The 16,927-nt window shown below is 74.6% G+C and carries 15 protein-coding genes; 9 read left to right on the top strand and 6 right to left on the bottom strand.

The features are described from left to right. Positions 1-31: 31 nt before the first annotated feature. The 4 genes from FB458_RS01135 to FB458_RS01120 all read left to right on the top strand — a co-directional run bounded on the left by FB458_RS01135 (position 32) and on the right by FB458_RS01120 (position 4,453). Complete coding sequence (locus tag FB458_RS01135) at positions 32-598, top strand: YqgE/AlgH family protein (RefSeq protein ID WP_246061001.1); 567 nt, start codon at positions 32-34, stop codon at positions 596-598. A 102-nt stretch (positions 599-700) separates the two neighbouring features. Then, the gene (locus FB458_RS01130; protein WP_141846025.1) at positions 701-3,520 is read left to right on the top strand and encodes a hypothetical protein; all 2,820 of its coding nucleotides are present in this window, start codon (positions 701-703) and stop codon (positions 3,518-3,520) included. Positions 3,521-3,591: 71 nt separating this feature from the next. Next, positions 3,592-4,116, top strand: coding sequence for a DnaJ family domain-containing protein (locus FB458_RS01125; protein ID WP_141846023.1), 525 nt, complete (start codon positions 3,592-3,594; stop codon positions 4,114-4,116). 10 nt (positions 4,117-4,126) lie between these two features. Then, on the top strand, positions 4,127-4,453 hold the full coding sequence (locus tag FB458_RS01120) for a DUF3039 domain-containing protein (protein WP_141846021.1): 327 nt from the start codon (positions 4,127-4,129) through the stop codon (positions 4,451-4,453). A 6-nt stretch (positions 4,454-4,459) separates the two neighbouring features. On the opposite strand, the gene FB458_RS01115 is transcribed toward FB458_RS01120, so the two are convergent. Further along, positions 4,460-5,854 carry an MFS transporter gene (locus tag FB458_RS01115; protein WP_170185524.1) on the bottom strand — a complete coding sequence of 465 codons (1,395 nt, stop codon included), beginning with the start codon at positions 5,852-5,854 and terminating at the stop codon, positions 4,460-4,462. Between the two features lie 94 nt (positions 5,855-5,948). Between FB458_RS01115 and soxR the strand changes: the two genes are divergently transcribed. Beyond that, entirely contained in the window at positions 5,949-6,398 is a 450-nt protein-coding gene (gene soxR, locus FB458_RS01110) for a redox-sensitive transcriptional activator SoxR (protein ID WP_141846017.1), read from the top strand. Positions 6,399-6,612: 214 nt separating this feature from the next. Beyond that, complete coding sequence (locus FB458_RS01105) at positions 6,613-8,364, top strand: DEAD/DEAH box helicase (protein ID WP_141846015.1); 1,752 nt, start codon at positions 6,613-6,615, stop codon at positions 8,362-8,364. 97 nt (positions 8,365-8,461) lie between these two features. Here FB458_RS01105 and FB458_RS01100 read toward each other — a convergent pair whose 3' ends face one another. The 3 genes from FB458_RS01100 to FB458_RS01090 are packed head-to-tail and all read right to left on the bottom strand — an operon-like array spanning position 8,462 to position 10,291. After that, positions 8,462-9,442 carry a DUF1648 domain-containing protein gene (locus FB458_RS01100; protein ID WP_141846013.1) on the bottom strand — a complete coding sequence of 327 codons (981 nt, stop codon included), beginning with the start codon at positions 9,440-9,442 and terminating at the stop codon, positions 8,462-8,464. Continuing rightward, positions 9,439-9,792: a GntR family transcriptional regulator gene (locus tag FB458_RS01095; RefSeq protein WP_141846011.1), complete on the bottom strand. Its 354-nt coding sequence runs from the start codon at positions 9,790-9,792 to the stop codon at positions 9,439-9,441. The genes FB458_RS01100 and FB458_RS01095 overlap by 4 nt, the downstream gene beginning before the upstream one ends. 19 nt (positions 9,793-9,811) lie before the next feature. Beyond that, complete coding sequence (locus FB458_RS01090; protein ID WP_141846010.1) at positions 9,812-10,291, bottom strand: Lrp/AsnC family transcriptional regulator; 480 nt, start codon at positions 10,289-10,291, stop codon at positions 9,812-9,814. A gap of 107 nt (positions 10,292-10,398) precedes the next feature. Here FB458_RS01090 and hppD point away from each other — a divergent pair, with 107 nt between their 5' ends. After that, positions 10,399-11,610, top strand: coding sequence for a 4-hydroxyphenylpyruvate dioxygenase (gene hppD, locus FB458_RS01085; RefSeq protein WP_141846008.1), 1,212 nt, complete (start codon positions 10,399-10,401; stop codon positions 11,608-11,610). Between the two features lie 81 nt (positions 11,611-11,691). Here hppD and FB458_RS01080 read toward each other — a convergent pair whose 3' ends face one another. After that, complete coding sequence (locus FB458_RS01080) at positions 11,692-13,218, bottom strand: amino acid permease (protein WP_141846005.1); 1,527 nt, start codon at positions 13,216-13,218, stop codon at positions 11,692-11,694. Positions 13,219-13,319: 101 nt separating this feature from the next. On the opposite strand from FB458_RS01080, the gene FB458_RS01075 reads away from it, so the two are divergent. Beyond that, positions 13,320-14,276 (top strand): RDD family protein, encoded by a 957-nt coding sequence (locus FB458_RS01075; protein WP_170185523.1) that lies wholly within the window; start codon positions 13,320-13,322, stop codon positions 14,274-14,276. Positions 14,277-14,294: 18 nt separating this feature from the next. Here the strand turns inward: FB458_RS01075 and fahA are convergent, their stop codons facing one another. After that, on the bottom strand, positions 14,295-15,560 hold the full coding sequence (gene fahA / locus FB458_RS01070) for a fumarylacetoacetase (RefSeq protein WP_141846001.1): 1,266 nt from the start codon (positions 15,558-15,560) through the stop codon (positions 14,295-14,297). A gap of 105 nt (positions 15,561-15,665) precedes the next feature. On the opposite strand from fahA, the gene FB458_RS01065 reads away from it, so the two are divergent. After that, positions 15,666-16,901: a homogentisate 1,2-dioxygenase gene (locus FB458_RS01065; RefSeq protein ID WP_141845999.1), complete on the top strand. Its 1,236-nt coding sequence runs from the start codon at positions 15,666-15,668 to the stop codon at positions 16,899-16,901. Positions 16,902-16,927 lie beyond the last annotated feature (26 nt).

Here is a 16,927-nt window from a genome sequence, read left to right as displayed (position 1 = left end):
TCGGGCCGGGACGGCGGGTGATGATGGACGGGTGCCGACCACGTCCAGGTTCCACGCCGGACGGCTCCTCGTCGCCACCCCGCAGATCGGCGAGGGCGTCTTCCGGCGCTCGGTCGTGCTCGTGCTGCACCACGACGAGCGGGGGGCCCAGGGCGTCGTCCTCAACCAGCCGCTGTCCGCCGACGTCGACGCGGTGCTGCCCGGGTGGGGAGCGGTCGCGACCCGGCCGGCTAGCGTGTTCCGCGGCGGGCCGGTCGAGACCGACTCGGCCATCGGCCTCGTGACCGTCCCCGGCGACGACCCGGAGCCGCTGGGGGTCAAGCACCTCTTCGGCGGGCTCGGTCTCGTCGACCTCGACGCGCCGCCCGCGCTCGTGGCGCCCGAGGTGGCGGGCATGCGGGTGTTCGCCGGGTACGCCGGGTGGTCGGGCGAGCAGCTCGAGGGGGAGATCGCCCGCGGCGACTGGTACCTCGTCGACCACGAGCCGCGCGACGCCTTCTCCCCGGAGCCGTCGGGGATGTGGGAGCAGGTGCTGCTGCGCCAGAGCGACGGCCTGCGGCTCGTCGCGAGCTTCCCGGACGACCCCTCGATGAACTGACGCGCCTCCCGCACCGAAGCGTTCAGGTCCCCGCCGCCCCGGCCGATGGTGCGGGCGCGGGCCTCCTGCCGTGCCCGCGGACGCTCACGTGAGGAACGCGACATGGGTCGGCTCGAGCTCAGCCTCCGTCCCGGGGGCCACCGCCCCCGGTCCACCACCGGGACGCCGTACGGCGCCCCCCGCCCCTCCGGGCGGCGACCGCGCCTGATCGGGCTGGCCGCCGTCGCGGCCGTCCTCGGCGGTCTGCTCGGGGGCGTCGCCCTCCCGGCCAGCGCGACGCCGACCGGCTTCGTGCCGCTCGCGTCGGCCTCCCGGCTCCTCGACACCCGGACCGGGGCGATGCCGGCCTTCGGCCAGGTGCTCACCCTGCCCGTGCTCGGACGCGCGGGCCTGCCGACCTCGGGGGTGGGGGCGGTCTCGCTCAACGTCACCTCCGTCGGGTCGACGACCTCCGGCTACGTCAGCGTCTTCCCCTGCGGTCGCCCGGCGCCCGTCTCGTCGACGGTCAACTACGCGCCCGGCCAGACCGTCGCCAACGCCGCCCTCGTCGGGGTCGGCAACGGCGGCGCCGTCTGCCTGCTCGTGCAGGGGCGCAGCCACGTCGTCGTCGACGTCAGCGGCTGGTTCCCGACCGGCGGCGCGTCGCCGCTGCCGTCCCCGGTGCGCCTGGTCGACACCCGGCCGGGCCGCCCGGCCGTCGACACCGACGTCACCGGTCGCGGCCCGATGGTGTGGGGCTCCGAGCTGGCCGTCCCGGTCGCCGGTCGCGGCGGCGTCCCCACCAGCGCGACCGCGGTCGTGCTCAACATCACCGCCGTCGGTGCCCGCACCTCCGGGTTCCTCTCGGTCTACCCGTGCGGCGCCAAGCCGACGACGCCCGCCTCGACGATCAACTACCTGCCGGGGACGACCCGCGCGAACGCCGCCGTCACCGGCCTCGGCACGAGCGGCGCCGGCGCCGGGAAGGTCTGCGTCTACAGCCCGGGCGTGACCGACGTCGTCGTCGACGTCGCCGCCACCCTGCCGTCCACGACGTTCGTCCCGCTGCCCGGCCCCGCCCGGCTGCTCGACACCCGCGCGCGGGCCACCGCCGACGGCCGGATGTCCGGGGTCGGCCCCGAGCCGGCCGGCGCCACCCTCACCCTGCCCGTCGCGGGCCGAGTCGGCCTCGGTGCGGCGACCGCCGTCGTCCTCAACGTCACCGCCGTCGCACCCGTCGCGTCCGGCTACACCACCGTCTACCCGCAGGGCCCGACGGCGCCGCGCACGAGCAACCTCAACTACGGCCCGGGCCAGGTCGTCTCCAACATGGTCGTCGCCCCGCTCGCCCCGGACGGCAGCGTCTGCCTCACGACCGCGGGCGTCTCCACCGACCTCGTCGTCGACGTGGCCGGCTCGCTCACCGCGCCCCGGCCCAGCGGCCTGACCGCGCCCTGCCCGTCGCTGGCGGTCAACACCAGCCCCGACGCCGTGCGCGGCGCGCTGGTCTACCGCGCGCCGATGCAGCGGGTGGTCGGCTCCGACTCGATCGGCATCGTCAAGTGCCACGTGCCGGACAACTACCCCGGGTACGACGCCTCGTGGACCGCGATCCCCGGCGCCAGCACCGACGTCAGCGCGCTCGCCGGCTGGGCCAACAACACCGTGGCCCGCTACTACGCCAACGTCTCCGGCAACGCCTACCGGCCGACCTTCTACAACGCGCTGCAGACCGTGACCCTCACGGCGAGCGCGTCGAGCACCGGCCCGGGCGACTGCCTCGACAAGGCCCTCGCCTCGACCGGCCTGTCGGCCTACACCAACGTCATGGTCGTCGACGACCGCCTGACGCCGTTCGGGTTCGGCGGCCCGGGTTACCTGCCGACGACGTCCTCGCCGAACCAGGACGTCCTGCACCAGGGCCCGCCGTCCACGAGCGGGCGCGGCTTCTTCGTCGGCGGGCTGCCGGCCTTCTACGGCCAGTCGCCGACCCCGGCCACCGACCAGCGCAACATCGCCCTCGTCGCCCACGAGCTCGGTCACACGCTGCACTGGCCGCACTCCTACCACTCGGCCACCGGTGGCGGCCCCGCCGACGAGTACGACAGCCCGGTCGACCTCATGAGCGGCACGGCCGGCGGCCCGGACAACGGCTGGTGCGACGACGGCAAGGGCTTCCAGTACGCCTGCAAGCCGCAGAGCGCGCTCGCCTTCGACCGCCTCGCGGCCGGCTGGATGACCTCGCGGCAGTCGGTCGTGCACAGCGGCGTGACGACGTACACCCTCGACGTCGCCAACAACGACGACGCGGACACCGCCGGCACCCAGGTGGTCGTCGTGCGCGACCCGCGCGACCCGTGGAGCGTCCTGACCATCGAGGGCCGCGCCGGCGTCACCGGGCCCAACGGCACCGACGCGGGCCCGGCCGACGGGCTGCTGCACGGGCAGTACTGCCACGTCGTCACCGACCCGGGCGACCCGAGCTCGTCGATCTGCGACCCGACGATGCTCGACCAGGCGCACGACGGTGTCGTCGTCACCCGCGTGCGCCAGAGCGGGACGGCCGTCGCCGGCAGCCCGAGCGGGTGCTACGACCACTCCTCGTCGAACCCGGCCTACTGGACCGACCTCGGCTACGGCCTCTGCCGCCGCCAGGAGCCGGCCAGCACGACGCCGTACTCGTTCGACAACGTGCTCGGCGCCGGCACCCACCAGGTCGTCGACGGCGTGACGATCGACGTCGTCGCCCGGACCGCGACGACGTTCACCGTGCGGGTCCAGGGCTCGTACCTCACCCCCTCCTCGATGACGACGAAGGTGGGTGCCGCGGCCGGCCTCGCCGCCGGTGCCGCCGGTGCGGACGACGTCCCGGTCGCCGGCCGCGACGGCGGCCCGCTGCGCACCACGCCGGAGGAGGTCCACGGCACCCGCCGCCTCGGGTGACCCGACCTAGACTGGGCCTCCCGGCCGGGGGCGCCGCGAGCGCTCCGGGCCGTCCCCGAGAGGAGCCGCCCGTGTCGCAGTCGTACGGCGAGACCTGGGTCGAGCGGCAGATCCGCGAGGCCCAGGAGCGGGGCGAGTTCGACGACCTGCCGGGCGCGGGGAAGCCGCTGACCGGGCTCGGCGACCCGCACTCGCCCCACGACCCGGACTGGTGGGTGCGCGCCTACGCCGAGCGCGAGCACCTCGACCTGTCGGCCGCCCTGCCGGCCCCGCTCGCGCTGCGCCGCGAGGCGGCCGGGTTCCCCGAGAGCCTGCGGGACGTGTCCCGGGAGGCCGACGCCCGCGAGGTGCTCGAGGACTTCAACCGGCGGGTGCGCGAGGACCGGCTGCGCCCGGCCACCGGCCCGCTCCCGCCGCTGCTCGCCCCGACGGTCGACGTCGAGGAGGTGCTCGCGCGGTGGCGCGCCCTGCGCGCCGAGGACGCGCGACGTCGTACGGAGGCCTCGCCGGCGGCGGACGCGGGGGCGAGCGCGGCACCGCCCGCGCCCCCGCGCCGGTGGCGCTGGTGGGCCCGGCGGCGGGCGCCGCGTGCCTAGACTCCTCGCCATGAGCACGCAGCCCCCGCAGGACCCGTTCGCCCCCCAGCCGCAGCCGGCGTACGGCGAGCCGCAGGGGCCGGGCACGTCGACGGGCGTGCTCGAGCGCACCGAGACCAGCCCCGAGGAGCAGCTGCAGGAGCCGGGCGACCACGAGCGCTTCGCGCACTACGTGCGCAAGGAGAAGATCCTCGAGTCCGCGCTGTCCGGGGAGCCGGTCGTCGCGCTGTGCGGCAAGGTCTGGGTGCCCGGCCGCGACCCGCAGAAGTTCCCGGTCTGCCCGACCTGCAAGGAGATCTACGAGGGCCTGCGCGCCCCCCAGGACGGCGGGGAGTAGGACCGCTCAGCCGGGCGGGCGCACCCGCCCGGCGGTCAGCGCCCCGACGGCGGCGAGCGCGACGGCGACCGCGGCGACGAGCCCGAAGTCGCCCCCGCCGAGGTCGTCGGCGTGCGCGGCCACGAGCGCGCCCGCCCCACCGAGGACGACGCCCTGGCCGACGGCCGAGGCGATCGAGCGCGCGGCCGTCACCCGGCCGCGGCCGTCCTCGGGCACGAGGGCGAGCGTCGTCGTCGCCAGCGTCGGCGAGCAGATCCCGATGCCCGTCCCGGCCACCGCCCACAGCGCGAGCCCGGCCCACAGCGGGACCCCGGTGACGGCCAGCAGCAGCGGCCCGACCGCCCCGACCGCGATGAGCAGGAAGCCGAGCCGCACCCGCTGCACCGGCGTCGTGCGCTCCTGGGCGGCGGGCAGGCTCTGCAGCCACGACCCCAGCGACCAGAACGCCCCGGTGACGCTGAGGCTGGCCCCCGCCAGCCCGGGGCCGACGTCGCGCACGGTCGTCAGCATGAGCGGGATGTACGTGCCGGCGAGACCGAACGCGGCGGCCAGCAGCGCGCTCTGCGCGACGAGGGCCGGGACGCCCGGCGCGAGCGCGAACGTCCCCGTGGGCAGGGTGGGGTGCACGGCCACGAGCGTGACGGCCGCGGCGAGGACGAGCAGCACGACGGCGTACGGCGTCGCGCCGGGCCGCCCCGCGAGCGGGGTCAGCGCGGTGAGGGCGGTGAGCGCGAGCGCCGCGACGACGGCGCCGCGCACGACGGGGCCGGCCGCGCCGCCGGCGCCGAGCGGGCCGGGCAGGTCGCGGGCCGCGCGCAGGCTCGGGCGCAGCGCGAGGACCGCGGGCCCGAGCAGGAGCAGCGAGAGCAGGAACACCCAGCGCCAGCCGGCCGCGGTGGCGACGGCGCCGGCGAGACCGGGCCCGACCACCGAGGGCAGGATCCACGCCGTCGAGATGGCGGCGAACATCCGTGGGCGCAGCCGCTCGGGCAGGGCGGCGGCGACGAGGACGGTGAGCGAGACGTCGAGCATCCCCTCGGCGACCCCCGAGACGAGCCGGCCGACCGCGACGACGGCCATGCTCGGCGCGAACCCGGTGGCCGCCTGGGCCAGACCGAACGTCACCAGGCCCAGGCGCAGCGGGGGGACCGCGCCGCGGCGGTCGGCCCACAGGCCGGCCACCGTCGTCGCGACGAGGTAGCTGGCCAGCGGCGCCGCCGTCGCCGCCCCGAAGAGGGTGAGGCCGTGCAGCTCGCGGGCGGCGACCGGCAGCACGGTGGCGGTGGCGCGGTTCTCGAAGGCGCCGAGGGTGACCAGGCCGAGGGTGGCGACGACGAAGGGCAGGTGGGCGCGGTCGAGCAGGCCCGGGGCGCGTCGGGTGTCGGTCGGGGAGTCGCTCACGGTCTCGGTCTGCGTCCTGCTGGTCGGGGTCGGCCTCATGCTGCCATCGAAGAACCTCCAGCGCACTGGAGATCAAGCCCGCTAGCGTGGGCGCGTGGAGTCCCACGACCTGCTGCCGGTCGGCGAGGTGGCCCGCCGGGCCGGGCTCACCGTGCCCGCGCTGCGGCACTACGAGGCGGTGGGCCTCGTCTCCGCGACCCGGACGGCCGGCGGGCAGCGCCGCTTCCCGCGGCACGTGCTGCGGCGGCTGGCCTACGTCCGGGCGGCCCAGCGGGTGGGCTTCTCGCTCGCCGAGATCCGGGAGCACCTGGCGAGCCTGCCGGAGGGCCGGGTGCCCACCCGGCGGGACTGGGGCCGGCTCACGGCGTCCTGGCGGCCGGCGCTCGACGCCCGCATCGAGGCCCTCGTCGCGCTGCGCGACGCCACCGGGCAGTGCATCGGCTGCGGCTGCCTGTCGACGACGAGCTGCCCCGCGTGGAACGCCGACGACGCCCTCGCCGCCCAGGGTCCGGGGGCCCGGCGGTGGCCGTCCGGGCTGACCTGACCGGCGCCTCGGGACGTCATGGGCGGCGGCACGCCGCTGACCTGCGGGTTCGCGGCGCCGTACGGCGTGTGGTAGGCGAATCGTGCTCTCCGACAAGGGGATCGGGCGGACGACGACACGCCGGTGGCGACACGCCGTACCGGACAGAACGGACGCTCCGCGGGCCGTGTCCCTGTCCGGGAGCGCCCGCCGGGCGGGTTAGGCTCGTGGCCCTATGAGCACGTCAGCCGCCTCGCACCTGTCCCCGGCCTTCCCGGAGCGGGCGGCGTGGGGGACGGCGGGCGCGCTGCGCGCGTGGCAGGCCGCGGCGCTGGAGCGCTACCTCACCGAGCACCCGCGCGACTTCCTCGCGGTCGCGACCCCGGGGGCGGGCAAGACGACGTTCGCGCTGCGGGTGGCGACCGAGCTCATCGGGCGCAGGGTGGTCGACCGGGTGACCGTCGTCGCCCCCACCGAGCACCTCAAGACCCAGTGGGCCGACGCCGCCGCGCGGGTCGGGCTGCACCTGGACCCGAAGTTCAGCAACTCGGCCGGGCGCACCTCGGAGGACTACCAGGGACTGGCCCTCACCTACGCGCAGGTCGCCGCCCGGCCGGGGCTGCACCGGCAGCTGACGACGACCCGGCGCACCCTGGTCATCCTCGACGAGATCCACCACGGCGGCGACGCCAAGTCCTGGGGCGACGCGATCCGCGAGGCCTACGAGCCGGCGACCCGGCGCCTGGCCCTGACCGGGACCCCCTTCCGCAGCGACACCTCGCCGATCCCGTTCGTGCGCTACGAGTACGACACCGCCGGGGCGCTCATCTCCGCCTCCGACTACTCCTACGGCTACGCCGAGGCGCTGCGCGACGGCGTCGTGCGACCGGTCATCTTCCTCGCCTACGGCGGCAACATGCGCTGGCGCACCCGGGCCGGCGACGAGCTCGAGGCGCGGCTCGGGGAGCCGCTGACCAAGGACCTCACCGCCCACGCGTGGCGCACCGCGCTCGACCCGGCCGGCGAGTGGGTCCCCTCGGTCCTCGCCGCCGCGAACACCCGGCTCACCGAGGTGCGCCGGCACGTCGAGGACGCCGGCGGGCTCGTCATCGCCTCGAACCAGACCCAGGCGCGGGCGTACGCCGGCATCCTCGCGAGCCTCACCGGTGAGCGGCCGACCGTCGTGCTGTCCGACGACGCCGGCTCCTCGGAGCGCATCGAGGAGTTCGCCCAGAGCACGTCGCGGTGGATGGTCGCGGTCCGGATGGTCTCCGAGGGCGTCGACGTGCCGCGGCTGTGCGTCGGGGTCTACGCGACGTCGACGTCGACCCCGCTGTACTTCGCGCAGGCCGTGGGCCGCTTCGTGCGGGCCCGACGCCGCGGGGAGACCGCGTCGGTGTTCCTGCCCAGCGTGCCGGTCGTCCTCGACCACGCCGCGCGGCTGGAGGAGCAGCGCGACCACGTGCTGAGCAAGCCCCTCGCCGCGACGGCGGAGGAGTCGCCGTACGGGCCGGAGGAGGGTCTGCTCGCCGAGGCGAATCGGGAGCAGGACGAGCCGGGCGAGGAGGAGACGACCTTCGAGGCCCTCGGCTCCGACGCCCACTTCGACCACGTCCTCTTCGACGCGCAGCAGTTCGGCCTGCACGCCGAGTCCGGGTCGGTCGAGGAGCAGGACTACCTCGGGCTGCCGGGGCTGCTCGAGCCCGACCAGGTCGCGACGCTGCTGCGCGAGCGCCAGCAGCAGCAGTCGTCCGGGCCGAAGCGGGTGGGGGAGACGCCGGTGTCGGCGCACCGCGCCCTCGCCGCCCAGCGCAAGGAGCTCAACGGGCTCGTCGCCGCCTACGCGCGCAAGAAGACCGTCCCGCACGCGGTCGTGCACACCGACCTGCGGCGCTCCTGCGGCGGCCCGACCCTCGAGGCCGCCTCGAGCGAGCAGGTCGCCGCGCGGATCGACACGATCCGCAGGTGGCTCGTCGGCCGCCGCTGACCGACACCCCACGTGTTGCTACTTCTCGACGCCCGACTGGGTGCCCGGGCACCCCGCTCGCGCGTCGAGAAGTAGCAACACGTGGGGTTCTCGCAGGTCAGGGGAGGCGGGCGAGGAGGGTGTTGAGGGTCGCGGCGGCGCGGTCGGCGTGGACCGTCGTGACGTACGTCGTCGTCCCGTCGGCCTGGTGGACGACGAGGGCCTCGCCGGCCGAGACGACGTAGCCGCGCTTGCCCGTGCCGTAGCGCAGCCCGTAGCCGCCGAACTCCTTCAGCGGCGACAGGGTGGTCGTGTCCGCGCCGGTGACCTGGTCGAGCGGGACGTGCAGCCAGGTGCTGAAGCCGGACGCGACCCGCAGCCCGCGCTCGTCGACGGTGACCGTCGCGTGCAGGGCCACGAGCAGACCGAGCCCGACGACGACGGGGACGAGCGCGCCCCAGGGGTTGAGCAGCCCGACGACCGCGGCGACGACGAACAGCGCGCCGCCGACGACGGCGCTGACCGCCGGGCTCGGCGAGGCGTGCCCGACCCAGGCGAGCCGGCCCTCACCCCCGTCGGGCAGGCGCGGGGCGTCGGCGGGCGGTGGGGTGCCGGGCCGGCGCCGCGTCTCCGCCGGTGGGTTGAGCCGCCACAGCACCGCGCCGACGACGAGCCCGAGCAGGAGACCGCCGACCAGCAACGGCCACGGGTCCGGGGCCCGGCGGGGGTCGGTGAGACCGGCCTGCTGGGCCAGGCCCCCGAAGCCGACGGCGGCGACCAGCACGACCACGGCGCCGCAGACCGCCGCGAGCAGCCGGCGCCCGTCGGCCGGGACCGCACGGGCGAGCAGCGCCAGCCCGAGCGGCAGCCCGACGGTGAGGCCGGTCAGGAGCCGCAGGTGGGCGCCCCGGCTCGAGGTGCCGTCGACGCCGTCCCGGCCCCAGTGGCTGGCGACCACCTCGGGGATGGAGGACCAGCGGGTGGCGACGACGATCAACCCGACGGCGAGGACGAGACCGACGGCGCCGCCCACGGTGGCGAGGAAGCGCCCGTAGCCCGGGGCGGCGGGCGTCGACGGGCCGGTGGGGACACTGCTCATGACCACTCCTGCGAGACGATGTGGTGGACCTCGTCGACCTGGAGCCCGGCGGTGCGGGCGGCCTCGACGAGGGTGCGGGCGGCGCGCCGTACGGCGGCGTGGGCGGCCGGGTCGGCGCCGGTCACCACCGCCCCGCGGCCGCGTCGCAGGTCGACCAGACCCTCGTCGCGCAGCTGCTGGTAGGCGCGCAGGACGGTGTGCAGGTTCACCTGCAGCGACCCGGCGACCTCGCGGGCGGGGGGCAGCCGGTCGCCGGCCCCCAGCTCGCCCTCGTGCAGCGCGCGACGCACGGACCCGGCGACCTGCTCGAAGAGCGGCTGCGCGGAGGTCGGGTCGACCCGGAACAACATAGTTCTACTTTAACTAGAACTACTGCTGTTGTCGAGCGGCGTCCACCAGGGGCAGGTGGCGCAGCCCGATGAGCTCCGACAGCGAGATCGCAGTGGCCGCCCGGACGACGTGCCGCTCGTCGACGACGAGGTCGATGACCCGCTGCAGGTCGGCGTTGTCGCGGGCGACGACCCGGATGAGCAGGTCACCGGTGCCGGTGATGGTGTGCGCCTCGAGGACCTCGGGGATGGCGAGCAGGTGCTCGACGACGGGCCCGTGACCGCGGCCGCCCTGGCGGATCTCGAGGGTGCAGAAGGCGGTCACGGGGTACCCGAGGGCGGCCGCGTCGAGCCGGGGCGCGAACGAGGCGATGACCCCGCGCGCGACGAGCCGGTCGAGCCGCGACTGGACGGTGCCGCGGGCGACGCCGAGCCGGCGCGACGCGCCGAGCACGCCGACGTCGGGCTCGGCGGCGAGCAGCTGGAGCAGACGGGCGTCGAGGGCGTCGACGGTGGGCATGGACACATTGTGCAGCCTCGGCCCCCTTGTGGGGGACAGGGTGCGCAGGCTGACCACCGTGTCGGGGTACGGTTGACCAGCCGCGGGCCACCCTCCACCCTCGGCTCATGACCGACACCCTCACCGCGCAGGAGCGCGACGCCCACCTCGACGTCGAGCAGCTCAAGCAGCTCGTCGGCCTCGTCGAGTACGACGAGAGCACCGACGTCTTCCCCGTGACGGGCTGGGACGCCGTCGTCTTCGTCGTCGGCAACGCCACCCAGGCCGCGCACTACTACCAGTCCGCCTGGGGCATGGAGCTGGTCGCCTACAGCGGCCCGGAGACCGGCAACCGCGACCACGTCTCCTTCGTGCTGCGCTCCGGCTCGATCCGCTTCGTCCTCCAGGGCGCCGTCGACCCCGACAGCCCGCTGGCCGACCACCACCGCCGCCACGGCGACGGCGTCGTCGACATCGCCCTCGAGGTCCCTGACGTGCACCGCTGCGTCGAGCAGGCCCGCACGGCCGGCGCCACCGTCGTCCAGGAGGTCCAGGAGCTCTCCGACGAGCACGGCCGGGTCCTCGTCGCCGCCATCGCGACGTACGGCGAGACCCGTCACAGCCTCGTCCAGCGCGTCGTCGACGGCGTGCGGTACGACGGCCCGTACCTGCCCGGCCACGTCGAGCGCACCTCCTCGTACCAGCCGCGCCAGGGCCAGCCCAAGCGCATCTTCCAGGCCCTCGACCACGTCGTCGGCAACGTCGAGCTCGGTCACATGGACGAGTGGGTCGCGTTCTACAACCGGGTCATGGGCTTCGTCAACATGGCCGAGTTCGTCGGCGACGACATCGCGACCGACTACTCGGCGCTGATGAGCAAGGTCGTGGCCAACGGCAACCACCGCGTGAAGTTCCCGCTCAACGAGCCGGCCGTCGGCAAGCGCAAGAGCCAGATCGACGAGTACCTCGAGTTCTACCGCGGCGCCGGTGCGCAGCACCTCGCCGTCGCGACGAACGACATCCTCGCCAGCGTGGACGCGTTGCGCGCCAACGGGGTCGAGTTCCTCGACACCCCGGACTCGTACTACGAGGACGAGGAGCTGCGCTCGCGGATCGGCGAGGTCCGGGTCCCCGTCGAGGAGCTGCAGAAGCGCAAGATCCTCGTCGACCGCGACGAGGACGGCTACCTGCTGCAGATCTTCTGCAAGCCGCTCGGCGACCGCCCGACGGTGTTCTTCGAGCTCATCGAGCGGCACGGCTCGCTCGGCTTCGGCAAGGGCAACTTCAAGGCCCTCTTCGAGGCCATCGAGCGCGAGCAGGAGCGTCGCGGCAACCTCTGAGCGACAGCACGCCGGAGGGCGCCGTACGGGGTCCCCGTACGGCGCCCTTCGTCGGTCCTTGCGAGGGAAGCGGCTTCCCGGTCAGGCGTCCGCGGGACGCGCGTCCTGCGTCCCGTGGTGGTCGTCCCAGGTCGCGACGCTGGCGTTCCTGCGGCCGTAGCCGAAGTAGATGAGGAAGCCGAGCGCCATCCACACGACGAACCGCAGCCACGTCTCGAGGCTGAGGTTGGTCATGAGGTAGAGGCAGGCCAGCGCCGACAGCACCGGGATGACGGGGGAGAAGGGCACCTTGAAGGGCCGCTCCATCTCGGGGCGGCGCCGCCGCATGATCGGCACGGCGAGCGAGACGACGACGAACGCGAAGAGCGTGCCGATGCTCACCATGTCGGCGAGCGCGCTGAGCGGGACGAACGCGCCGAGCAGGGCGACGAGGACGATCGTGGCGAGGGTGATCTTCCACGGCGTGCCCCACTTCGGGTGGATGGCGGCGACGCTCGGGGGCAGCAGGTGGTCGCGGCCCATGGCGAAGCCGATCCGGCCCATGGCGACGATGTCGACGAGGATGACCGAGGTCAGCCCGCAGACGGCGGCGATGGAGATCAGCGCGCTGGCCCAGCCGAGCCCGACGCTCTTGAACGCGCCCGCGATCGGGGCGCCCTCGTCGATCTGGGAGTACTGCTGCATGCCGGTGACGACGAAGCTGACCCCGATGTAGAGCACGGTGCAGATGCCGAGGGTGCCGAGCAGGCCGAGCGGCAGGTCCTTCTTGGGGTTGCGGGTCTCCTCGCCCATGTTCGCCACGGCCTCGAAGCCGGTGTACGCGAAGAAGACGACCGCGGCCGCGGTGAGGACGCCGGCGAAGCCGAACGCGGTGGGCTGGATGCCGAAGAGCGCCTGGCTCAGCGGCTGGGTCAGGCCGCTCGTCCCCGACGTGACCGGCTGGGCCGGCGGGACGAACGGGGTGAGGTTGGCCGCCTTGACGAAGAAGAGGCCGGCGACGACGACGAAGAGGCAGACGGCGACCTTGATGACGACGAGGGCGTTGGTGACCCGCGCCGACTCCTTGACCCCGACGAGGGCGACGATGCCGAGCACGACGGTGATGAGGATGGCGCCGACGTTGACCGGTGCGTCCTCGGTGAACAGCTCGCGGGGCAGGTTGAGCAGGTTCGCCAGGTACGACGACCAGCCGCGCGCGACCACCGCTGCCCCCAGGGCGAACTCGAGGATGAGGTCCCACCCGATGATCCAGGCGACGACCTCGCCGAGGGTGGCGTAGGCGTAGGTGTAGGCGCTGCCCGCGGTCGGGACGGTCGAGGCCATCTCGGCGTAGCACAGGGCCGCGAGGAGGCTGACGACGCCGGCGATCGCGAAGGAGACGACGACACCGGGACCCGCGTGGTTCTTGGCCTCGACGCCGGTGAGGGTGAAGATGCCGGTGCCGATGACGATGCCGATCCCGAAGCCCATGAGGTCCCGGGAGGTGAGGTTCTTCCTGAGGGAGCCGCCGTTCTCCTGGGCGAACTCGGCCTCGTCGGCTTGCTGCTCCAGGATGAGCTCGACCGGTTTGGTCCGCAGGGCGCCCGTGCGCCGGGAGGTCGTGGTCATCCCCGCACGGTAGGGCCGGGTGGGGGGTTCCGCACGTCACCGCGCCCGGCCGGATCCTGCCTCCGCGGTCGCGCCCGGCCGCGCCACCTATGCTTCGAGGCATGAGCCAACGTGCGGGCTGGTACGACGACCCCGACGACGCGTCCCAGCTGCGCTACTTCGACGGCATCCTGTGGACGGACCACCGGCAGCCCAAGAAGTCGCCGACGGCCGAGCGGTCGACCATCGGTCACGCGCAGCCGCCGGCCGCGTCGCAGCAGCCGCAGCAGCCGCAGCAGCCGACGTACGGCGCCCCGCAGGCGCCGTACGGGCAGCCGGGCCAGCAGAACCCGTACGGGCAGCAGAACCCGTACGGCCAGCAGAACCCCTACGGCCAGCAGGGCCAGCCGGGCCAGCCGGGTCAGCAGGGCTACGGCTACCCGCCCTCCGCACCGCCGCCGTACGGCTACGGCGCGCCGTACCAGGGTCCGGCGGGTCAGGGGTACGTCGGCGTCGGCGTCAAGACGACCCCGGACGGCGCGGTCCTCGCGGGCTGGGGTCGCCGGCTCGGCGCGTACCTCATCGACAGCGTCATCACCTCGATCGTCGGTTCGCTGCTCGCGCTGCCGTGGCTGCGTCAGGTCACCGACGCGTACCTGTCGTACTTCGACCAGGCCTTCCGGGCCGGGGAGGCCGGGTCGACCGCCCCGGACCCGACCACCTTCATCGAGCAGGTGCAGGGGGCGATCGTGCCCATCGTCCTCATCCAGCTGGCGGTGTTCGTCGTCTACCAGGGCGCGTTCCTGCTGTGGAAGGGCGCGACGCCGGCCAAGCTGCTGCTCGGCATGCGGGTGCGGCGCCGGGACCGGCCGGGCCGGCTCGACCCCGTCACCGTGCTGCGCCGGATCGCGCTGCCGGGGGTGCTCAACCTCATCCAGGTCGTCCCGCTCATCAGCTACCTCACCGGCATCGTCGGTCTGCTCGACTACCTGTGGCCGCTCTGGGACGAGAAGAACCAGGCCCTGCACGACAAGCTCGCCGGCACCAACGTCGTCATGGCGCCGCGCGAGCACCGCTGAGGTCGTAGGCCGTTCGCCTCACCGGGCGGGGACGACCCGCCCCCGCACCTCGGCGACGCCGACGCGGCCGCCGCCCGGGCCGGGGGCCACGGCGGTCATCGTCACGACGTCGCCGTCCTCGAGCCACGTCCGCGTGCTGCCGTCGTCGAGCACGACCGCGTCCCGCCCACCGTGGGTCAGCTCGAGCAGGCACCCCAGGCTGTCCCGCGTCGCGCCGCTGACCGTGCCCGAGCCGAGCAGGTCGCCGTCGCGCACCGAGGCGCCGCCCACCGTGAGGTGCGCGACGAGCTGCTCGGGTGACCAGTAGAGGTCGGACGCGTGCGGCCGCGTGACCAGCCGGTCGTTGACCCGCAGCTCGAGCGACAGGCCGATGGTCGTCGGTGCCGGCGCGCCGTCGAGCAGGTAGGGCAGCGGCCGCGGGTCCTGTCCGGGCACGGGGACCCGCGCGTGGGCGAGGGCCGACATCGGTGTGACCCACGCGGAGACGCTCGTCGCGAAGCTCTTGCCCAGGAAGGGACCGAGCGGCTGCGCCTCCCACGCCTGCAGGTCGCGCGCGCTCCAGTCGTTGAGCAGCACGACGCCGAAGAGGTGGTCGGCCGCCTCGCCGACCGCCACCCGGGACCCCTGGGCCGTCGCGCCGCCGAGGACGAAGCCGAGCTCGGTCTCCACGTCGAGCCGCTCGCTCGGTCCGAAGGTCGGCGACCCCCCGGCCTGCGCCGGGCCGCGCTGCCCAGTGGGGCGCACGACGTCGGTGCCGCTGACGACGACCGTCCCGGCGCGGCCGTGGTAGCCGACGGGCAGGTGCTTCCAGTTGGGGGACAGCCCGACACCGGGACGGAAGATGTCGGCGGCGTTGCGGGCGTGGTGCTCGGCGGCGAAGAAGTCGACGTAGTCGGCGACCCGTATCGGCAGGTGCGTCGTCACCTCGGCCAGCGGCACGAGGTGCGGGAGCACGGCGTCGCGGTACGACGCGTCGGTGAGCACCGTCGTCAGCCACTCCCGGGCCGCCGCCCACGCGTGCGGACCCTGTCCCAGGAAGGGGTTGAGGCGGTCGGCCGCCCAGACGGCGCCCGACTCCATGCCGGCGCGCTCGGCGGCCGCGGCCGCGTCGAGGACCCACGGTCCGATCCGGACCCCCACCCGGGGCGCCTCGCGACCGGGTGCCGAGAAGACGCCGTACGGGAGCGTGGCGACGCCGAAGGGGTCGTCCGGAGCGAGGTCCAGCCAGCTGACCGGGGGCTCCCCGGCGGTGGCGTCGGGGGCGTCGTACGGCGTCGTCGGCATGGGCCTCACGGTAGTCCGGGACCTGCGCGGTAGCGTGGGCCGGCGGCCCGCCCGACCCGCGCGACGACGCGCGGGAGGACCACCGGCGGGGGCGACGGAGGAGCGATGGCGCACTACCAGCGGATGGGGAGCGTGCCGCCGAAGCGGCACACGCAGCACCGGCGGCCGGCTGGTCGCGGCAAGGTCGGCGCGCTCTACCACGAGGAGCTCATGGGCGAGGAGGGCTTCTCCTCCGACAGCTCGCTGCTCTACCACCGCTCGATCCCCAGCTCGCTGCTCGACGTGCGCGAGTGGACGCTGCCCGACCAGACGATGACGCCCAACCACCCGCTGGTGCCGCGGCACCTGAAGCTGCACGACCTGTTCGACGCGGCCGCCGTGCGCACCGCCGACGCCGTCACCGGGCGCCGTCTCGTCCTCGGCAACGGCGACGTGCGGATCTCGTACGCCGTCTCCGCTAGGCCGAGCCCGTGGTACCGCAACGGGATCGGCGACGAGATCGTCTACGTCGAGCGCGGCAAGGGGCGGCTCGAGACGGTCTTCGGTGCGCTCGAGGTCGGTGAGGGCGACCTCGTCGTCGTCCCGCGCGCGACGACCCACCGCTGGCTGCCGAAGCGCTCGCGCGAGCCGTTCCGCACCTACGTCATCGAGGCGACCGGGCACATCGCGCCACCGAAGCGCTACCTCTCGCGCTACGGGCAGCTGCTGGAGAACTCGCCCTACTGCGAGCGCGACCTGCGCCTGCCGCAGGGCCCGCTGCTCGCCGAGGACATCGGCGCGGACGCCGACGAGGAGACCGAGGTGCTCGTCAAGCACCGCGGCCGCGGGGGAGCGGTGGTCGGGTCGGCGCACGTGCTGCCGTTCCACCCGCTCGACGTCGTGGGCTGGGACGGGTGCCTCTACCCCTACGTGCTCAACGTCTCCGATTTCGAGCCGATCACCGGGCGCGTGCACCAGCCGCCGCCGGTGCACCAGGTCTTCGAGGGGTGGAACTTCGTCGTCTGCGCGTTCGTGCCGCGCAAGGTCGACTACCACCCGCTGGCGATCCCGGTGCCGTACTACCACTCGAACGTCGACAGCGACGAGATCATGTTCTACGTCGACGGCGACTACGAGGCGCGCAAGGGCTCGGGCATCGGGAAGGGGTCGGTGTCGGTGCACCCCGGCGGCTTCCCGCACGGCCCGCAGCCGGGTGCCGTCGAGGGGGCGCTCGGGGTCGAGGCGTTCGACGAGCTGGCGATCATGGTCGACACGTTCAAGCCGCTCGAGCTCGGCGAGGGCGGCCGCGCCGTCGACGACGGGGTGTACGCGTGGTCGTGGACGGGGGGCCGGCGGGGGTAGCGCTGTCGTTCCTCGAAGATCTTCGA

This window comes from Lapillicoccus jejuensis (genome assembly GCF_006715055.1).
GTDB classification, from domain to species: Bacteria; Actinomycetota; Actinomycetes; order Actinomycetales; family Dermatophilaceae; genus Lapillicoccus; species Lapillicoccus jejuensis.
This window is presented reverse-complemented; position numbering and strand designations above follow the sequence as displayed.

Bases quoted from the DNA above. Each gene is read 5' to 3' on its own strand.
- FB458_RS01130 (WP_141846025.1), top strand. From the start codon at position 701: ATGGGTCGGCTCGAGCTCAGCCTCCGTCCCGGGGGCCACCGCCCCCGG.
- FB458_RS01065 (WP_141845999.1), top strand. From the start codon at position 15,666: ATGGCGCACTACCAGCGGATGGGGAGCGTGCCGCCGAAGCGGCACACG.
- hppD (WP_141846008.1), top strand. From the start codon at position 10,399: ATGACCGACACCCTCACCGCGCAGGAGCGCGACGCCCACCTCGACGTC.
- FB458_RS01100 (WP_141846013.1), bottom strand. From the start codon at position 9,442: ATGAGCAGTGTCCCCACCGGCCCGTCGACGCCCGCCGCCCCGGGCTAC.
- FB458_RS01095 (WP_141846011.1), bottom strand. From the start codon at position 9,792: ATGTTGTTCCGGGTCGACCCGACCTCCGCGCAGCCGCTCTTCGAGCAG.
- FB458_RS01075 (WP_170185523.1), top strand. From the start codon at position 13,320: ATGAGCCAACGTGCGGGCTGGTACGACGACCCCGACGACGCGTCCCAG.
- FB458_RS01090 (WP_141846010.1), bottom strand. From the start codon at position 10,291: ATGCCCACCGTCGACGCCCTCGACGCCCGTCTGCTCCAGCTGCTCGCC.
- fahA (WP_141846001.1), bottom strand. From the start codon at position 15,560: ATGCCGACGACGCCGTACGACGCCCCCGACGCCACCGCCGGGGAGCCC.
- FB458_RS01080 (WP_141846005.1), bottom strand. From the start codon at position 13,218: ATGACCACGACCTCCCGGCGCACGGGCGCCCTGCGGACCAAACCGGTC.
- FB458_RS01105 (WP_141846015.1), top strand. From the start codon at position 6,613: ATGAGCACGTCAGCCGCCTCGCACCTGTCCCCGGCCTTCCCGGAGCGG.
- FB458_RS01120 (WP_141846021.1), top strand. From the start codon at position 4,127: ATGAGCACGCAGCCCCCGCAGGACCCGTTCGCCCCCCAGCCGCAGCCG.